This is a genomic window from Streptomyces meridianus, assembly GCF_023703325.1.
Taxonomy (GTDB): domain Bacteria; phylum Actinomycetota; class Actinomycetes; order Streptomycetales; family Streptomycetaceae; genus Streptomyces; species Streptomyces meridianus.
On the sequence record NZ_JAMQGM010000067.1, the window covers coordinates 1 to 14,787 of the forward strand.

General features: G+C 73.4%; 14 protein-coding genes and 2 pseudogenes. 9 read left to right on the forward strand and 7 right to left on the reverse strand.

What is annotated here, in order from left to right:
- Positions 1-38: 38 nt before the first annotated feature.
- Positions 39-563, reverse strand: a complete 525-nt coding sequence (locus M1E25_RS24605; protein ID WP_251419359.1) for a DUF6328 family protein — start codon at positions 561-563, stop codon at positions 39-41.
- A 48-nt stretch (positions 564-611) separates the two neighbouring features.
- The gene (locus tag M1E25_RS24610; RefSeq protein ID WP_251419361.1) at positions 612-1,358 is read right to left on the reverse strand and encodes a VOC family protein; all 747 of its coding nucleotides are present in this window, start codon (positions 1,356-1,358) and stop codon (positions 612-614) included.
- Between the two features lie 356 nt (positions 1,359-1,714).
- Between M1E25_RS24610 and M1E25_RS24615 the strand changes: the two genes are divergently transcribed.
- Together M1E25_RS24615 and M1E25_RS24620 are read left to right on the forward strand one after the other, a co-directional pair.
- Positions 1,715-2,500 (forward strand): SigB/SigF/SigG family RNA polymerase sigma factor, encoded by a 786-nt coding sequence (locus M1E25_RS24615; protein WP_251419363.1) that lies wholly within the window; start codon positions 1,715-1,717, stop codon positions 2,498-2,500.
- Positions 2,501-2,549: 49 nt separating this feature from the next.
- Positions 2,550-2,735: a hypothetical protein gene (locus tag M1E25_RS24620; RefSeq protein ID WP_251419365.1), complete on the forward strand. Its 186-nt coding sequence runs from the start codon at positions 2,550-2,552 to the stop codon at positions 2,733-2,735.
- 27 nt (positions 2,736-2,762) lie between these two features.
- Here the strand turns inward: M1E25_RS24620 and M1E25_RS24625 are convergent, their stop codons facing one another.
- Together M1E25_RS24625 and M1E25_RS24630 are read right to left on the reverse strand one after the other, a co-directional pair.
- Positions 2,763-4,217, reverse strand: coding sequence for a sensor histidine kinase (locus M1E25_RS24625; protein ID WP_251419367.1), 1,455 nt, complete (start codon positions 4,215-4,217; stop codon positions 2,763-2,765).
- A gap of 3 nt (positions 4,218-4,220) precedes the next feature.
- Complete coding sequence (locus tag M1E25_RS24630) at positions 4,221-4,913, reverse strand: response regulator transcription factor (RefSeq protein ID WP_251419369.1); 693 nt, start codon at positions 4,911-4,913, stop codon at positions 4,221-4,223.
- 156 nt (positions 4,914-5,069) lie between these two features.
- Between M1E25_RS24630 and M1E25_RS24635 the strand changes: the two genes are divergently transcribed.
- A complete protein-coding gene (locus M1E25_RS24635) occupies positions 5,070-6,425 on the forward strand; it encodes a glycosyltransferase family 4 protein (RefSeq protein WP_251419371.1) in 1,356 nt (451 codons plus the stop codon).
- Here the strand turns inward: M1E25_RS24635 and M1E25_RS24640 are convergent.
- Complete coding sequence (locus tag M1E25_RS24640) at positions 6,410-6,808, reverse strand: PTS-dependent dihydroxyacetone kinase phosphotransferase subunit DhaM (protein WP_251419383.1); 399 nt, start codon at positions 6,806-6,808, stop codon at positions 6,410-6,412. The genes M1E25_RS24635 and M1E25_RS24640 overlap by 16 nt on opposite strands.
- 162 nt (positions 6,809-6,970) lie before the next feature.
- Positions 6,971-7,630, reverse strand: a pseudogene (gene dhaL / locus M1E25_RS24645) (dihydroxyacetone kinase subunit DhaL); the annotation flags it as partial.
- A gap of 326 nt (positions 7,631-7,956) precedes the next feature.
- On the opposite strand from dhaL, the gene M1E25_RS24650 reads away from it, so the two are divergent.
- Positions 7,957-9,129: an acyl-CoA dehydrogenase family protein gene (locus M1E25_RS24650; RefSeq protein ID WP_251419372.1), complete on the forward strand. Its 1,173-nt coding sequence runs from the start codon at positions 7,957-7,959 to the stop codon at positions 9,127-9,129.
- 187 nt (positions 9,130-9,316) lie between these two features.
- Here the strand turns inward: M1E25_RS24650 and M1E25_RS24655 are convergent, their stop codons facing one another.
- Positions 9,317-9,730: a hypothetical protein gene (locus tag M1E25_RS24655; RefSeq protein ID WP_251419374.1), complete on the reverse strand. Its 414-nt coding sequence runs from the start codon at positions 9,728-9,730 to the stop codon at positions 9,317-9,319.
- 257 nt (positions 9,731-9,987) lie between these two features.
- On the opposite strand from M1E25_RS24655, the gene M1E25_RS24660 reads away from it, so the two are divergent.
- The 5 genes and pseudogenes from M1E25_RS24660 to M1E25_RS24680 all read left to right on the forward strand — a co-directional run.
- Positions 9,988-11,037 (forward strand): LacI family DNA-binding transcriptional regulator, encoded by a 1,050-nt coding sequence (locus tag M1E25_RS24660; protein WP_251419375.1) that lies wholly within the window; start codon positions 9,988-9,990, stop codon positions 11,035-11,037.
- 115 nt (positions 11,038-11,152) lie between these two features.
- Positions 11,153-11,356: a hypothetical protein gene (locus M1E25_RS24665; protein ID WP_251419377.1), complete on the forward strand. Its 204-nt coding sequence runs from the start codon at positions 11,153-11,155 to the stop codon at positions 11,354-11,356.
- A 71-nt stretch (positions 11,357-11,427) separates the two neighbouring features.
- Positions 11,428-11,868, forward strand: coding sequence for an Lrp/AsnC family transcriptional regulator (locus M1E25_RS24670; RefSeq protein ID WP_251419379.1), 441 nt, complete (start codon positions 11,428-11,430; stop codon positions 11,866-11,868).
- Positions 11,869-11,911: 43 nt separating this feature from the next.
- The gene (locus M1E25_RS24675; RefSeq protein ID WP_251419381.1) at positions 11,912-13,564 is read left to right on the forward strand and encodes an amidohydrolase; all 1,653 of its coding nucleotides are present in this window, start codon (positions 11,912-11,914) and stop codon (positions 13,562-13,564) included.
- Positions 13,565-14,092: 528 nt separating this feature from the next.
- A pseudogene (locus tag M1E25_RS24680) lies at positions 14,093-14,787 on the forward strand (apolipoprotein N-acyltransferase); the annotation flags it as partial.

Sequence of the window (14,787 nt, forward strand, 5' to 3'; positions counted from 1 at the left end):
CCGGCCGGCTGAGCCGGGAGCCCTGTCGCCTGCCGCCGTCAGGGCGTCCGCTCCCGCCGCGACCGGTGCCGCGTCCATGCCGCGGGCAGGAACCAGCAGCCGGCGAACCACACCAGCACACCGCAGCTGAGCCAGACCGCCAGCGTGTTGTCCGTGACGAAACGCAGGATGAGCAGCAGCGCCGACGTCACCATGGCGAGCAGCAGGACCAGCCCGGCGAGGGTGAACCGGGACGCCCACCGAACGCTCTGCCGCTTGAGTCCGTGCCCGGTGACGATGCGGTGGAAGGACACCGGCGCGATCAGTGCACCGGTGGCGGCCGCGCCCAGCAGGATAGTGACGATGTAGATGCCACGGTCGGCCCGGTCGAGTTCCGCGTAGCGCGGGGTGAAGGGGATGGTCAGCAGGAACGCCAGCAGGATCTGCACGCCGGTCTGCGCGACCCGTACCTCCTGCAGCAGTTCGGCCCACAGCCGGTCCGCCCGCTCCTCCTCGGTCTCGTGCCTCCCGTGGCGCGCCCCCGGGGCGCCCGGGCCGGGCGAGGGGTCGGGCTCGTCGGGCATCGGGGCTCCTTCGCGATCGGCCGCGGGCGCGGCGGTCTCGTGCCGCCGTCACCGCAGTTGCGCCTGCCCGGACGCGACGTTGAACAGCCCGCCCTCCGGGTCGCGCAGGGCCGCGACCCGCCCGAAGGGGGTGTCGTGCGGCGGCCTGATGACGGTCCCGCCGGCCAGCTCGGCGCGGCGCGTGACCGCATCGGCGTCGTCGACGCAGAAGTACACGTGCCAGCGCGGCCGGACGTGCGGATCCGGCGCGGATTCCACGGCCCCGCCGGACAGGCTGACCACCGTCTCCCCCCGCAGCCGGACCACGACCCGGTCGTGCTCGTAGCCGATGTCGTATCCGTCGCCCGTCTCGCCGCTGTCCCAGGCGAACACCTCGCCGTAGAACAGGGCGGCGGCGAAGGGGTCGCGCGTGCGCAGCTCCAGCCGGGCCGGGGCGCCCGCGTCGCGGGCCACCCGCCAGTCCTGGTCGATCTCCCCCTCCCAGATCCCGAACACGGCGTCGTCGGGGTCGGCGGCCAGCGCCACCCGGCCCTTGCCGAACTCGATGGGGCCGACAGCGACCGTGGCGCTGCGCTCCCGGATCCGCCCGGCCACCGCATCGGCGCTGTCCGCGGCGAAGTAGACCGTCCAGGTCACCGGGAAACCCACGGACTCGTCGCAGGACGTCATCCCGGCGACCGCCACACCGCGGGACAGGGCGACGGAGTAGTTCCGCTGCTCCTGGAACCCGGCCTTGTACTCCCAGCCCAGGACCGCGGCGTAGAACTGCTGGGCGGCCTCGAGATCGTGTGCCATCAGGCTCACCCAGCACGGTGCGCCCTGGACGTTCCGCAGTGTCGACAAGCCTGATCACCCAATTCCTGCTCCGAGCCGGCCGTGGCGCGAACACCCCCTGCGACCACCATCCGTCCCGGAAGCACGGGACGCCAGCCCGTTGCTCCGCCAGGGGGAGGCCCGTCCCCGCACGAAGGCGCGCCGTGGACCGGGGGCCGACCGCCCGATCGGCGCAACGCGATCTGCGGGACCCGGCCACGCGTGCGAATGTGGAAAGCGGAAGCCCGGGGTCATCTCCTTCGATCAAGCCTCGACCAGCGCCCGGACACGTGCCGGGAAATGACAGGCCCGCCGTCGACCACAGAGACGACCGAGACATGACGACGACTGCGCTTTCCCGCCGTCGCCACGGCGACGCCCCAGACACCGACGGTGACTTCCGCCGCATGCGGCGGCTTCCGCCCGGTGCCGAACGCGATCTGCTGCGGCAGCAGGTGATCTTCGCCTGGCTGCCCGTGGCCGAAAGGCTCGCCCTGCGTTTCCGCAACAAGGGCGAGAGCACGGACGACCTCACCCAGGTCGCCGCACTGGCCCTGGTCAAGGCGGTCGACCGCTACGACCCCGGCCTGGGGCATGCCTTCGCGTCCTTCGCCATTCCCACCATCGTGGGGGAGCTCAAGCGCCACTTCCGTGACCATCTGTGGACGCTGCACGTCCCGCGCCGGGTCCAGGAGGTCCGCGCCCGTACCCGGGCCGCCCGCGACGCCCTCGAGCAGGAACTGATCGGCCGGAGCCCGACCGTGAAGGACATCTGCGAGCGGACCGGGCTCTCCGAGGAAGACGTGCGGCTCGGCCTCGAGGCCAGCGCTTCCTGCGACCCGCTGTCCCTCGACGCGCCCTCGCACACCTCCGAGGACCGGATGCTCAGCGACACCCTCGGGGCGGACGACCGGGCGATCGAGCTCGTCATCAACCGCGAGTCCCTGCGCCCGTTGCTCGCCGAACTGCCCGAGCGTGAACGCCAGATCCTCTACCTGCGGTTCTTCGCGGAACTCACGCAGAGCCAGATAGGCGAGATCCTCGGCGTCTCGCAGATGCACGTCTCCCGGACCCTGACCCGGCTCTGTGCCGAGCTTCGCCGGAAGCTGGCCGCCCCCGCCTGACGCATGCCGATCGCTTCCGCCGGCTCCCGTGCGGTGCGACGATGGGGCCGTGACCAGCCACGAACCGCCGCGGGACTGCGGAGACCAGCAGGCAGCGGCCGCCCGTACCCCTGCCGTTGCGGAGGGAGGCGACAGCGCCTGCTGGCTCCACCGGGTCTGCCCGCACTGCGATGCCGTCGCCGACGAGGATCCGCCCACCACCTGCCCCCGCTGCAGTCGGCCGATCACCGGCTGACGGCCTCCGGCGCGGTCCTCGCACCGTTCACACCTGCGAGCCGGATCCGTTCCGGGTGCGCGGCGCCGGCACGTCGAAGGTTCGCTCGGCGACGGTGAAGCCGATCCGCGCCCCGCCGCCCGGCCGGTTCGCGGCGAACACCGTCCCACCGTGTGCCGCAGCCACCTCCCGGACGATCGCCAGCCCCAGCCCGGATCCGGGCAGGCTGCGTGCGTCGTCGGCGCGGTAGAACCGGTCGAAGACGCGGACCAGGTCCTGCTCGGCGATGCCGGGGCCGCGGTCGCGCACCTCCAGCCCCGAGGGGGAGACCAGTACCTCGATCGGGCCGCCGCGGCCGTCGAACTTGGCGGCGTTCTCCAGAAGGTTGGTAACGGCCCGCAGCAGCGCCACCCGGCGCCCGGTCACCGGTGCGAACCCGCCCGGCGCCGCACCGGCCGTCCGGACCGTAACCGTCCTGCCGGTGCGGCGCCGGGCCAGAGCGGCCGCCGTGCCGGCCACCTCCGCCAGATCCACCGGCCCCGGCTCGCCGTCCATGCGATGGCCCGCGGCGAGCGCGACCAGCTCGTTGACGAGATCCGTCAGTTCACGGGTCTCGCTCACCAGATCGTCGAGGAGTTCGGCGCGCGCCGCCTCCGGCAACCGGTCCAGCCGGTGCAGCATTGCCACGTTCGTGCGCAGCGACGTCAGCGGGGTCCGCAGCTCGTGCCCGGCATCCTGCATGAGCCGGCGCTGATCGTCGACCGAACGGGCCAGCCGGCCCAGCATGTCGTCGAACGCCCTTCCCAGGCATGCCACTTCGTCCCGTCCGGCCACCGGCACATCGGTCTCCAGCCGGCCGGTGAGCGCCACGCTCTCGGCCACTCGCGCCAGCCGCACCAGACGGCCGGTGATGCGCCGGGCGAGCCACCAGCCCGTGACGCCCGCGCCCATGACCACGGTGACGATGAACAGGACCGTGCGCTTCTGCAACTCCTCCAGCAGGTCCTCCGTGTCGCTGAACTGCTGCGCCACCTGGACCGCCCCCCGGTTCCCGCCGAGCGCCACGGTCGCGATCCGGTAGCGCTCGCCGCGGATGGCGACCGCCCGCACCAAGGACTCGCCCGGCGCCGCCGAGGCCGCCACCGACCGGTCACGGCGTCCGACGGGCAGCCGGGGCCTGCCGCGGTCGGCCACCGCACCCCGGCCGTCCAGGACCTGTACGCCGGTCCGGGCCGCCCGGCTCAGGTCGGCGCGCGGGCCCGACGCCGCGGTGTCGCCCGGGGTGTAGTCGACCGGGTCCAGGCGCTGCTGCCTCACCCGGGACCGCAGGTCATCGACGGTCCGGCTGAAGATGCGCTCCTCGTTCACCCGGACCAGGTGCGCGGCGGCGTCGTAACTGAGGAATCCGACGAGCACGGTCACGCTCGCGGCCACGGCGGCGAACGACAGCGAGAGCGTGGTGCGCAGACTGCGGCGCGCCGGGGCGGTACGGGGCAGGCACACGGCTCAGGCCCGGACGTCGCGCAGGCTGTAGCCGACGCCCCGGACGGTGTGCAGCAGCGCCGGCAGGCCGGGCACGTCCACCTTGCGGCGCAGGTAACCGACGTAGACGGCCAGGTTCTTCGAGCCCGGACCGAAGTCGTAACCCCAGATCCGGTCGTAGATCGTGGCGTGGTCGAGGACGATTCCCGCGTTGCGCGCGAAGAGTTCGAGCAGGTCGAACTCGGTGCGGGTCAGCTCCAGTTCGCGTCCCTCCCGCCAGGCCCGCCGGGCGGACGGCACGAGCCGCAGCCCGGCGACCTCGATCGTGCGCTCGGAAGAGGGCACATCGGGTGCGGTGCGGCGCAGCAGCGCCCGGAGACGGGCGAACACTTCCTCGATGTCGAAGGGTTTGGCGACGTAGTCGTCCGCGCCGGCGTCGAGGCCCGCGATCCGGTCGGCGGTGTCCACCCGCGCAGTCAGCATCAGGATGGGGGTGGGATTCCGTTCGGCACGCAGGGCCCGGCACACCTGCAGGCCGTCGAGCCCCGGCATCATCACGTCCAGGACCAGGGCTCCGGGGCGTTCCCTGCGTGCCGATTCCAGTGCCGACTCCCCGTCGGAGACCGCGCGGACCCGGTAGCCCTCCAGCGTCAGCGCGCGTTCCAACGAGTGGCGGATGGCCCGGTCGTCCTCGGCCAGCAGCAAGCTGTGCGTCATTCCGGCAAGTCTGCCAATGCCTGCGGAAATCGTCGAAATCCGTCCAGTCGTCAAATAAGGCTTCTTACTCGCTTCTCACCGATGTCATGCCGTCCGCTTACCTCACCCCGGAAACGTCCGTTCGTATCCGCAGCGCCCACGGCCGGAATGAGACGGATGAAGATCGCACTGCTGTTGCACAACGCCTACGGAATCGGTGGCACGGTGCGGACCACGATGAACCTCGCCGCAGCGCTGGCAGAGCGGCACGAGGTGGAGATCGCCTCGATGTTCCGTCACCGTGACCGGCCGCGGCTCGCGGTCGATCCCCGGGTGCGGCTCGTTCCCCTGGTGGACACCCGGACCGGCCGCGACGACCGGGACCAGCGCTGCCACCGTCCGGCAGTGGTGTTCCCGGAGGCGGAGAAGCGGCACCACCAGTACAGCGTCCTCAACGACGAACGGGTACGGGCCTATCTGGCCTCCTGCACCGCCGATGTCGTCATCGGCACCCGTCCCGGGGTCAACGTCTACCTCGCCCGGTTCGCCCCCCGCACCGCCCTGCGGATCGCCCAGGAGCACCTCACCCACGACACCCACACAGCTCGCCTCCGCGCCTGTCTGGCCCCGCACTACCGGACGCTCGACGCCGTGGTGACCACCACTCGGGCGGACGCGATGGTCTACCGGTCGCGCATGCCGCTGCCGGGCGTCCGTGTGCTCGGCATCCCCAACAGCGTTCCCGAGCCCGCGGTCGCGCCCTCCGACGGCACCTCGAAGATCGTCGCCGCGGCCGGGAGGCTCGCCCCGGGCAAGCGCTTCGACCTGCTGATCAGGGCGTTCGCGATCGTCGCCGCCGAGCACCCCGACTGGACGCTGCGGATCCACGGCGGCGGTGCCCGCGAGGAGCGGCTGCGCCGGCTCGCTGACAGTCTCGGCCTGGGCAGCGCGGTCGAACTGACGGGTCCGGTCTCCCCGATCGAGCCGGAGTTCGCCCGTGCTTCGATCCTGGCGGTCGCCTCCGAGCTCGAGTCCTTCGGGATGACGATCGTCGAGGCGATGCGCGTCGGCGTCCCCGTGGTCAGTACCGACTGCCCGCTCGGTCCGGGGGAGATCATCACCGACGGTGTCGACGGCCGGCTCGTACCGCCCGGGGACGCCGCGGCGCTGGCCGCTGCGCTCTGCGACCTCATCGAGGACGACGAGGGCCGCCGGGCCATGGGCAAGGCGGCCCTGGAGAACTCCCGCCGGTACGACCCCGGGGCTCTGGCGCGCCGGTATGAGCAGTTGTTCTGCGAACTGGACGTCACGCGACGGCTGCGCGCCCGGGTGCGGCGCAGGGCGGCGTTCCGCAGACGGCTCGGCCGGCTGGTCCGCTCGGTGAACCGGCCTCTCGGGGACTTCCTCGGCGACATCACCCGCACCCCGCTCACCGACCCGGTGCCGGCCGCGGCCGGCGAGGAGCCTGCGGCGGCCGCCGCGCCCGCACGCCGGGAACCCGTCGGCGCCGGCCGGACTCAGATCTTGCGATAGGCCCGCGCGTCGTCCGCCGCCGTCATCACCACGTCGATGTCCGCACCGGTCGACGCCGTCACCAGCACCGCCACGGCACCCTCGACGAACGGGGCGTCGGCGATGCGCACCTCGGACGGCAGCGCATGCGCCCCGCTCTCGGCCAGCAACGCCTTCACCGTGAGCACGGCGCTGCCCATGTCGCAGAGCACGACGACGCCTCGGCCGTTGTCCACCTGCTTCACCGCGGCCTCGACAAGAGCGGAACTGGTGCCGACGCCGCCGTCCTCCCGTCCGCCTGCGGTCCCGATCGGGGCCGGGTCGCCGGTGCCGACCAGAGCGCGGGCCAGGTCGGCGGTCGCGGCGGCGACCTCGCGGCTGTGGGCGACCAGGACGACGCCCACGCGTTCGTCCCGGCGGGGCGCGTCGCGGTCCTGCCGGGACTCCGGCCCCGTTGCGGCGCCGCCCGGGCCGTCGGTCCCCTGTGCCGCGGGGGCGCTCGGCGCCTCGGCCGGGGCCTCCTCCCTCCCGGTGGCCGTCGCCTGCCCGGCTCGCGGTGCCGGTGCCTCGGCAGCGGTCGCGTACAAGGCGTTGATGAGGAGGGCGGAGGAGGTGGCTCCCGGGTCCTGGTGCCCGATGCTGCGCTCGCCCAGATAGCTGGCGCGTCCACGGCGGGCCAGCATCGGCACCGTCGCCACCGCCCCCTCGTCCGCCGCTCGTGCAGCCGCTGCCAGCGCGTCCGTCAGCCCGGCCCCGGAGCCGAGGGCGGCGGTGTACGCCTCGGAGGCCGGCGTGAGCGCGTCGACCATGGTCTTGTCACCGGGGGCCGAGTCGCCCAGCCGCCGGACGCCGGCCACGGCCGCCGCGAGGGCATCCCCCAGCTGTTCGGGCGTGATGGTTTCCGCGTCCCCCATGGTGCGGCCCGCCCGCCGCATGACGGTGCCGTACAGCGGCCCTGCGGCCCCGCCCACCGTACTCGTCAGATGATTGCCGAATGCCTTGAGCAGGGCTCCCGGAGCGGGGTACGGGTCCGTTCGGACAACGGCGGCGCCGGAGGTGAATCCGCGCCGCATGTTGGCCCCGTGGTCCGCGTCCCCGATAGGGGAGTCCAGTTCGGTGAGCCGGTCGGCCTCCCGCTCGATCACTTCGGTGGCGCGCTCCAGCCACCGGCGGAAGAAGGCGGTGTCGAGGACGGCGGGCTGCGGGCCTTCCGCGGGCACGGGCATGGGCTGTCTCCTCGTCTCGGGACCGATGACCGGCGGAGTTCCGGCCTGACACCAGTCTCCTACCGTCCCCGAGAACTGAGCATGTGTTGCCTCATCGGACGGGAGTGCCCCGGGGACGGTCCGGGCAACCCGGGCGAGGCGTCGGGGCCACCGGTCCGGCCGTGACGGAGGTGCCCTGATCAGGCATACTCAACCCGCCACTGCCGCTGGTCAGTCCGTCCGTGACCCGGACGCAGGGCCTCGGCCGACACAGCATCACTCCGGCGGCGCCGCCACACCCTGCGCGCGCGTCCGCCGCAGCGCCCGACAGGGAGGAGAGCGCCGTCATGACCGACCGCGCAGCGCAGCCGGTGGAACGCCGTCTGCCCACTGAGGAGGCCAGGGATCTGCTCGCGCTGGTACGCGAAATGGTCCAGCGGGATATCGCCCCCAGGGCAGCGGAGGAGGAGGATGCGGGGCGCTTCCCGCGCGAGCTGTTCACCCTGATGTCCGAGTCGGGTCTGCTCGGCCTGCCGTACGACGAGGAGTACGGCGGCGGCGGCCAGCCGTACGAGGTCTACCTGCAGGTGCTGGAGGAACTCGCGGCAGCCCGGCTCACCGTCGGCCTCGGGGCCAGCGTTCACACGCTCGCCTGCCACGCTCTGGCGTCGTTCGGCACCAAGGAGCAGCGCAGCGAATTCCTGCCCGCCATGCTGGGCGGCGGGCTCCTCGGCGCGTACTGCCTGTCCGAGCCGTCCTCCGGTTCCGACGCCGCCTCGCTGACGACCCGCGCCGTGCGCGACGGCGGCACGTGGACGATCAACGGCACGAAGGCCTGGATCACCCACGGCGGTATCGCCGATTTCTACACCGTCATCGCCCGTACCGGTGGTGAAGGGGCGCGGGGCATCAGCGCCTTCCTGGTGCCTGGGGACGCCGAGGGGCTGTCCGCGGCCGCTCCCGAACGCAAGATGGGCATGAAGGGGTCGCCCACGGCGGGGCTGCACCTGGACGGCGTCCGGGTTCCCGACGCGCGCCGGCTCGGTGAGGAGGGGCAGGGCTTCACCATCGCGCTCGCGGCCCTGGACTCGGGCCGGCTCGGGATCTCGGCCTGTGCGGTCGGCGTTGCCCAGGCGGCGCTCGACCTGGCCCTCGACTTCACCGCAGGGCGCCGGCAGTTCGGGCGGCCGGTCTCGGACTTCCAGGGGCTGCGCTTCATGCTCGCCGACATGGCCACGCAGATCGAGGCCGGCCGGGCGCTGTACCTGGAGGCCGCGCGGCTGCGGGACGCGGGCCTGCCGTTCTCCAAGCAGGCCGCCATGGCCAAGCTGTTCTGCACGGACGCCGCAATGCGCGTGACGACGGATGCGGTCCAGCTCCTCGGCGGCTACGGCTACACCGCCGACTTCCCGGCCGAGCGGTTCATGCGCGAGGCGAAGGTGCTGCAGATCGTCGAGGGGACGAACCAGATCCAGCGCATGGTGGTGGCCCGTCACCTGGCGGGTCCCGAGTCGTCCTGACGCAGTGCCGGAGGCCGGTCCGCTTCGATGCCGGAGCACGGCCGGACGGCCTCACCCGTGCCGCCCGGTGCCGTCGTTGCGGTGCCGGGCGGACGGCGTTCGCAGCCGTGGAGGGCGGTGTGCGCGACGCCGGAGCCGTGCGGAAGGGCGCTGGTGGCCGGCCTTGGCAGGCAGGACCGGTCTCTGCCTACCGGGCGGGGCGCGGTGCCGCGTGTCCCGGGCCCCAGCCGTGCGAGAACGGCTGGGTGCGCCAGTCGAGCCCCTCGGGCAGCGTCAGCAGCAGTGCGGCGTCCCGTTCCCGGGCGGTGAGCGAGTCGTCGGCGGGCTCGGCCTGGTCGGCCCCGCGGCCGCTGCCCGGGCAGACCGTCAGCCCGAACGGGTTCCACGGGGTCGGGCACAGCGCGTGCTCCGGCAGGACGTCCTCGTCGGCAAGCAGCGCGATGGGGCGGGAGCAGTCCGGGCAGACCACCCGGAACATCTCGTACGTCTCCTGGCCGAGGTCCTCGTCGTCCCACTCGGCCGCGTGGGCGGCCGCGAGGTTCGTGTCGGCCGCTGCGGGCCGGGTGCGGGCACTGCGTTCGGCACGCTTGGGATGGCGCATGGTGTTCTCCCCCTCGGGTGGACCAGGCCGGGCTCTGTGGTCTCGACCACAGCAAGCATTTCCCTGACCAGAGCGCACGTAATCACGCGACTTCGCCGCGCATCGGTGCATTGATGTGTCGTTCGTCACATTCGACGGGGCAGGACTTTCGTCCGCTCCGGGTTCCCGCCCCGACCCCGCAAGCCCTGGACGGGGCGGGCCTCCAGGCGTACTGTATCGATTCAGAACTGTATCGATACAGAACAAGGAGTTCCGACATGGGGCAGGGGCCACGGACCAGGCGGGCGACCCTGCAGACCGTCGCTGACGAGGTCGGCGTCTCCCGGACAACGGTCTCCAACGCCTACAGCCGTCCTGACCAGCTCAACCGCGACCTCCGGGAACGCATCCTCGAGGCGGCCCGGCGGCTCGGTTACGCCGGCCCGGACGCAACGGCGCGCTCCCTGCGCCGCGGGAAGGCAGGAGCGATCGGCCTGCTCTTCACGGAGACGCTGTCCTACGCCTTCGCCGACCCGTACTCCGTGGGGTTCCTGCGTGGTGTCGCCGAGGTCGCGGAGTCCCACGGATCGGGCCTGCTGCTGATCCCGCTGCGACCCGGTGACGAGGAATCGGAGACCACCGTCCGGGACGCGGTGGTGGACGGCTTCTGCCTCTACTGCGTGCCCTTCGGCCACCGTGCCCGCCGGGTGATCGAAGCCCGCGGACTGCCCTTCGTGACCACCGACGATCCGGGCGACCCCGCGGTCCCGTACGTCGGGATCGACGAGCGGGCCTCCGCACGTCTGGCGGCCGACCACCTCGTCCGCCTGGGGCACCGGCGGTTCGGCGTGATCATCGACATCGCGGCGGAGCAGCTCACCGACGCGTACGCCGACTTGCGCCAACGCCTGGGCGGCTATCGCGAGGTCATCGAGGAGGTGGGCCTCGACTGGTCCCGGGTGCCGGTGGTGGCCGCGGGACGCAACGACCGCGGCGCAGCCGCGCAGGCCGCGGCGGACCTCCTCGACATCGCCGACCGGCCCACCGCAGTGCTCGCGGTGAGCGACGTTCTCGCCCTCGGCGTGCTCGACGCCATGGAACAGCGCGGGCTGGCCGCGGGCCGGGAGATCTCCGTCGTCGGTTTCGACGATGTTCCCGAGGCAGCCCGGGCCCGGCTCACCACGGTCCACCAGCCGATGGAGGAGCGCGGCCGCCGGGTGGGTCGCCTGCTGCTCGAACCCGCGGCCGCGCACGAGGGCGCACCACGGCACCAGGTCCTGCCCACCGAACTCGTGGTCCGGGCGACCACGGGGCCCGCACCCCGCTGAGCCGGCTCCGCCTCCATGCGGCGGAGACCGGCATCCCCGGCACGGCTGGGCCCCGGCACGGCACATCCGGGCCACCCGGAAAACGGGCCCGCCCCGACAACTCGCGGAGGAACCGATGAACCCCCTGGCCGGAGGCATTGCCGTCGAAGCCGCACGCCGTGAAGCGCACTCCGCGCTGCCGCATGCTCCGGTGGCCGAGCGGCCGCCACCGCGCCCCGGCCGCTCGCGCCGGCTGCTGGCGCGGGCCTTCCGCTCGCTGGCGGACCGGATCGAGCCGCCGGGCGGCACCGAGCAACCGCTCCGGCCGTGCGCCCGCTGACCCCGGTTTCCCGGTGCGAGCCGCCGTACTGCCCTGTGGCACCGCCGCAGCGCCCTGTAGGTTAGGGCCCCGTGGAGGAACTGGATCGGCAGATCGTGGAATTGCTCGTCAAGGACGGGCGCATGAGCTACACCGACCTGGGCAAGGCCACCGGCCTGTCCACGTCGGCGGTGCATCAGCGCGTCCGGCGCCTCGAGCAGCGTGGGGTCATCCGCGGTTACGCGGCCGTCGTCGACCCGGAAGCCGTCGGGTTGCCGCTCACCGCGTTCATCTCCGTCAAACCCTTCGATCCGAGCGCTCCCGACGACATCGCCGACCGGCTCGCCGACGTCCCCGAGATCGAGGCCTGCCACAGCGTTGCCGGCGACGAGAACTACATCCTCAAGGTGCGCGTGGCCACCCCGCTCGAACTCGAGCACCTGCTGACCCGCATCCGCGCCCGCTCCGGTGTCTCCACCCGGACGACGGTCGTACTGTCGACCCCCTACGAGGCGCGGCCGCCGCGGGTCTGACCCCGGTCACCGGCCCCGGCGGGTGAGACGCGAAACTTGGGCCATGAGCGAAACCAGCGCACTCCGTCCGGCGGGAGCGGCTGACGGCCGCACCGTGCTGCTGCGCGGCGGCACCGTCCACACCCCCGCAGACCCCTTCGCCACGGCCATGGTCGTCGAGCGGGGGAGCGTGGCCTGGGTCGGGTCCGAAGGAGCGGCCGACGGATTCGCCGACGGCGTCGACGAGGTCGTGAACCTGGCAGGGGCCCTCGTCACACCCACGTTCACCGACGCCCATGTGCACACCGCCGCCACCGGCCTCGCGCTCACCGGGCTCGACCTCTCGACGGCGCCCACCCTCGGGGACGCGCTGGAACGCATCCGTGCCCACGCTCGCGCCAGGCCCGGCGACCGGGTGCTGCTCGGCACCGGCTGGGACGCCGCGCGCTGGCCCGAGCAGCGGCCTCCCTCCCGGGCGGAACTCGACGCCGCCACCGGCGGACGGCCGCTCTACCTCAGCCGCGTGGACGTCCACTCCGCCGTGGTCACCAGTGCCCTGCTGGATCTGGTCGCCGACGCCGCGGCGCTCCCCGGCGTCCGGGAAGACGCCCCGCTCATCGGCGAGGCCCACCATGCCGTACGGCACGTCGCCCATGCGGCGGTCACCCCGGGCCAGCGCGAGGACGCCCACCGGGCGGCGCTCGCCCGCGCCGCCTCACTGGGCATCGGCGCCCTTCACGAGTGCGGTGGTCCCGACATCTCCGGGCGGGAGGATTTCACCGCCCTGCTGGATCTCGCAGCCGCCCGCCCCGGGCCGAGGGTCTTCGGCTACTGGGCCGAGGCCGTCACCGGTCCCGAGGACGCCGCCGCCGTCCGGCAGTTGGGCGCCCTCGGAGCCGCGGGTGACCTGTTCGCCGACGGCTCGCTCGGCTCGCACACCGCCTGCCTCCACGAGCCGTACGCCGACGCCCCGCATGCCGGCCGCGGGTACCTGGACGCCGAAGCCGTCGCCGTCCATGTGGCCGCCTGTACCCGAGCCGGGATCCAGGCCGGCTTCCACGCGATCGGTGACGCCGCGGTGTCGGCCGTCGTCGAAGGGGTGCGCGCGGCAGCCGAGCGGGTCGGGCTCGCAAGGATCCGGGCCGCCCGGCACCGGGTCGAGCACGCCGAGATGCTCAGCCCCGAAACGATCGCGGCCTTCGCCGAACTCGGCCTGACCGCATCCGTGCAGCCCGCCTTCGATGCCGCCTGGGGCGGCGAGGAGGGCATGTACGCCCAGCGGCTGGGTGCCGAGCGCGCCCGCGGTCTCAACCCCTTCGCGGCCCTGCTGCGTGCCGGGGTGCCGCTCGCCTTCGGATCCGACAGCCCGGTGACGCCGCTCGATCCCTGGGGGACGGTCCGCGCCGCCGCGTTCCACCGCACACCCGAGCACCGGGTGTCCGTCCGCGCTGCGTTCACCGCCCACACCCGCGGCGGCTGGCGGGCGGTCGGACGCGACGACGCCGGCGTCCTGGTGCCCGGAGCTCCGGCCGACTACGCAGTCTGGCGCACCGGCGACCTCGTGGTCCAGGCCCCGGACGAGCGGGTCGCCCGCTGGTCGACCGATCCCCGCTCCGGTACGCCGGGCCTGCCCGATCTCGCCCCGGGGAGCGATCTTCCGGTGGCGGAGCGGACCGTTGTCGCCGGGCAAACGATCTTCGAGCGGCCGAACGAGTGACGTCTCGGGGGCGTCATGGCCCCGCCGGGGCGCCCCAGGGAGCTCGTATCACTTGGGAATCCTGCGGACTGACCTGGTGACATGGTGAAACGCCGCAGGTCACCGGGCTGTTGACAGGGGACCGGCGACGGCCGGTAGGTTCGGCCGAGTCCACCACAGGACGTCCGACCGCGGAAATCCCCCGCGCTCGTCGAACGCCACTGGGCCAGCGTGGTGCGCCGCACGGACGCACCGCCGCAGGCAGCCAGGTCCAGCGCCCGCGCCTCGGGGGCGAGGGGGAGTTCCGGCCGGTCGGCGGGTGAGACCCGGGTGGGGCCCGGGCGTCCAGTAGACAACGGCTCTCGGTCGACCCGCAGCCAGCGGGCCCCAGGTCGGCCCGAAGGGCGCCGGGCCCCGATCCGCAGCAGGCTTCCCAGCCGCGCAGGCATCCACTTCCCCGCAGGTGTCCGGCGCACCGCTCCACGGCGGCTCGCGTCGGCGAGGTACGGTCACCTCACGACCGCACGACCTGCAAGGAAGGCCTCGACCGTGCAACCGGGCCCTGATGCCACCGCCGCCGACACCTCCCGAGGACCCCTCCGGGGCGACTCCCGTACCGGACGCGCGGCCGACCCCGTCACCGGCGACGTCCTGGCCCGCAGCGGCGCGCCGGAGGACGCCGCGCCGACGCGGGGCGAGGCGGCCGTACCTCAGGGACGCCTCGCGCGCCGCCTCGCCACCGTGCGCAGCGGGCTGCCCCGCACCCTCCTGGCGCTCGTCGCAGGCCTGGCTCTCGCAGCTTCCTTCCCGCCCTACGGCCTCTGGCCGCTGTCCGTGGCCGCCGTGGCGGCGCTGAGCCTGCTCACACGTTCCCGCACGGTGCGCCAGGGCGCGTGGACGGGGTTCGCCTTCGGGCTCCCCTTCTTCTGCGGGCTGCTCAGCTGGCTCCATGTCGTCGGCTGGGACGCCGTGTTCGGGCTCTCCGCCATCGAGGCGCTGTTCCTGGCGGCTCTCGGCTCCGGACTCGCGCTCACCTCGCGGCTTCCCGGGTGGCCGTTGTGGGCGGCGTGCCTGTGGGTGGCCGAGGAATGGGCGCGCGACCGGCTGCCGTTCGGCGGCTTCCCCTGGGGGCGCCTGGCGTTCGCCAACACCTCCTCCCCCTTCACACCGCTGGCCGCCCTCGGCGGTGCGCCGCTGGTCACCTTCGCGGTCGCGCTCGGCGGCGCGCTCGTCGCGGCGGCGGC